The sequence below is a fragment of the Pseudomonas sp. SDO5591_S426 genome (assembly GCF_054070755.1).
In genome coordinates, this window is sequence record NZ_JBSVXD010000370.1 from 1 (window position 1) to 2,236 (window position 2,236).

The window sequence follows — 2,236 nt, forward strand, 5'->3', positions numbered from 1 at the left end:
CATGACCTTGTAGGAGCTGCCGAAGGCTGCGATCTTTTTTGTGCGGGCAAAAACACTTGCCCACAAAAAAGCCCCGCTTTTGAGGGCGGGGCTTTTTACTAAAGCAAGTACAAGTTAGATAACTTGAACTTCTTCAGCTTGCATGCCTTTCTGACCGCGGGTAGCGATGAAAGAAACCTGTTGGCCTTCTTTCAGGCTTTTGAAGCCGTCGGATTGGATAGCTTTGAAGTGAACGAACAGGTCGTCACCGGATTGTGGAGTGATGAAGCCGAAGCCTTTTTCATCGTTGAACCACTTAACGGTACCGGTTTGGCGATTAGACATGGTGTAACTCCTTGAACAAAGATAACTGCGACTCAGGAAGAACCCTGGCCGAGACTGAGTGCAAAGAGCAGGAAAAATTCTTGTAGATGGTTGGATCGAAATTCAACATATCGTGTAGAGATTCTCAGTGACACAAGCAGCACAGTGGCGCCACCTTAACCCTTTTTCCGGGACGTGCCAATGCTTCTTGCGAAGGTTTCTCGGTTTTCATGATCGACGGTGCATCGTATTGCTTCGAAGCTGCGCAAATCCGGCAGTATCGTCGAGAATTGTGTCCGGCACTTTGAACCCGGCGGCGCGCCCCGGTAAGATGCCGGACAGATTTTTCCACCTCGCTATTCAGGACACCCGCCATGAGCATCAAATCGGACAAGTGGATTCGCCGCATGGCGCAAGAGCACGGCATGATCGAGCCCTTCGTAGAGCGCCAGGTGCGTGGCAGCGACGATAGCCGTGTGATCTCCTACGGCGTGTCGAGCTACGGCTACGATGTACGTTGCACGAATCATTTCAAGGTGTTCACCAACATCAATTCGGCCATCGTCGACCCGAAAAACTTCGACGCCGGCAGCTTCGTCGATATCCACAGCGACGTGTGCATCATTCCGCCGAACTCCTTCGCCCTGGCCAGCACCGTCGAATATTTCCGCATCCCGCGCAATGTATTGACCATCTGCCTGGGTAAAAGCACCTACGCGCGCTGCGGCATCATCGTCAACGTGACACCGCTCGAGCCTGAGTGGGAAGGGCACGTGACCCTGGAGTTCTCGAACACCACCAACCTGCCGGCGAAAATCTACGCCAACGAAGGCGTGGCGCAGATGCTGTTCCTTGAGTCTGACGAAGAATGTGAAGTGTCCTACAAGGACCGTGGCGGCAAGTACCAGGGCCAGCGTGGCGTCACCCTGCCGCGCACCTGAGTCAGCCGTCTGACAAACCGTGGGAATTCCTGAGCGAGCGTACACTCTATGGAGTGTACTGCTCCGATTCGCGCAAGGCGGATCGGGCCATCGCTCAGGAGTGCGTTATGAAGATCGATCCGCGAATAAGTGCCGAACTGGCAAGGCTTGAACCCAATCAAGTGGGCGTGCTGGCCTGGTCCTTGTTGGCGCATCCCTCGGTCGTCCAGGCTGGCGGGATCCCCGGTCAACCCGACCCCGATACCCCGAACGAGCAACCTACCGAGCCTGGCGAGCCAACGTTGCCGGATGAACCGCCTCCTGCCCCTGTCGCCTGAATCCCGCTTTTGACAAGGTCAGTGCCCCGAGGTCGTTTTCGATCTAGGGGCGCTGGCCTTGTTTGCGTTTTCCGTTTATCAAACGGTCGCCGTTTTCAGCTCTGATCCTGACTTCTCATATTCGGAAATAAGTGTGTTCGCCGTTGAAACCAATCGGCGGAACAGCCGTGTTTTCATTTCGGCCTTCCACGCGCCCAAGGCTTTATGCAAAGGCCCGCGCACAACAATATGAAAAAGGAATTTCAGGATGAGTACGAATCGAACAGGACGTTTGAGTGCCGATGTGATCGCTGCGAACGGAACTATGGAGTTTCAGGTGACGCAAGGGCTCTATTACTACGAGCGCAATGGTCTGCACTGTATCGAGGCCAGTAACGGCGGAGGGAAGGAGTTTTACGTGTATCTGCCGGTCGGAATCCAAACTGGAAACTTCGGTTTGGGGCTGAGTGAACGGTCACCCATGATTATTCATGTGACAGATAGTTCGGAAGCGGAGCTGTATCGAGGCACGCTTGAGCTGACAGTGGGCGGGGATGCGCAATTTGCCGGTAGCTTCAGCGGGCTGGATGCCGATGGCGTGCAGGTAGAGAACGGCAGTTTCAGGCTGGAGTACGAAGCGAGTAATTAATTCTGTAGGAGCTGCCGCAGGCTGCGATCTTTTGGCTTTTTCAAGAT

At 54.4% G+C, this 2,236-nt stretch carries 4 protein-coding genes; 3 read left to right on the plus strand and 1 reads right to left on the minus strand.

The window, feature by feature from the left end; translation table 11 throughout:
- Nucleotides 1-114: 114 nt before the first annotated feature.
- Entirely contained in the window at nucleotides 115-324 is a 210-nt protein-coding gene (locus ACW9JC_RS30020; protein ID WP_002554837.1) for a cold-shock protein, read from the minus strand.
- Between the two features lie 353 nt (nucleotides 325-677).
- Between ACW9JC_RS30020 and dcd the strand changes: the two genes are divergently transcribed.
- The 3 genes from dcd (at nucleotide 678) to ACW9JC_RS30035 (ending at nucleotide 2,189) form a co-directional block, all read left to right on the plus strand.
- Nucleotides 678-1,244 carry a dCTP deaminase gene (dcd, locus tag ACW9JC_RS30025; RefSeq protein ID WP_007904652.1) on the plus strand — a complete coding sequence of 189 codons (567 nt, stop codon included), beginning with the start codon at nucleotides 678-680 and terminating at the stop codon, nucleotides 1,242-1,244.
- Between the two features lie 107 nt (nucleotides 1,245-1,351).
- On the plus strand, nucleotides 1,352-1,561 hold the full coding sequence (locus tag ACW9JC_RS30030) for a hypothetical protein (RefSeq protein ID WP_338585095.1): 210 nt from the start codon (nucleotides 1,352-1,354) through the stop codon (nucleotides 1,559-1,561).
- 247 nt (nucleotides 1,562-1,808) lie between these two features.
- Nucleotides 1,809-2,189: a hypothetical protein gene (locus ACW9JC_RS30035; protein WP_457459584.1), complete on the plus strand. Its 381-nt coding sequence runs from the start codon at nucleotides 1,809-1,811 to the stop codon at nucleotides 2,187-2,189.
- The last annotated feature ends 47 nt before the right edge of the window (nucleotides 2,190-2,236 follow it).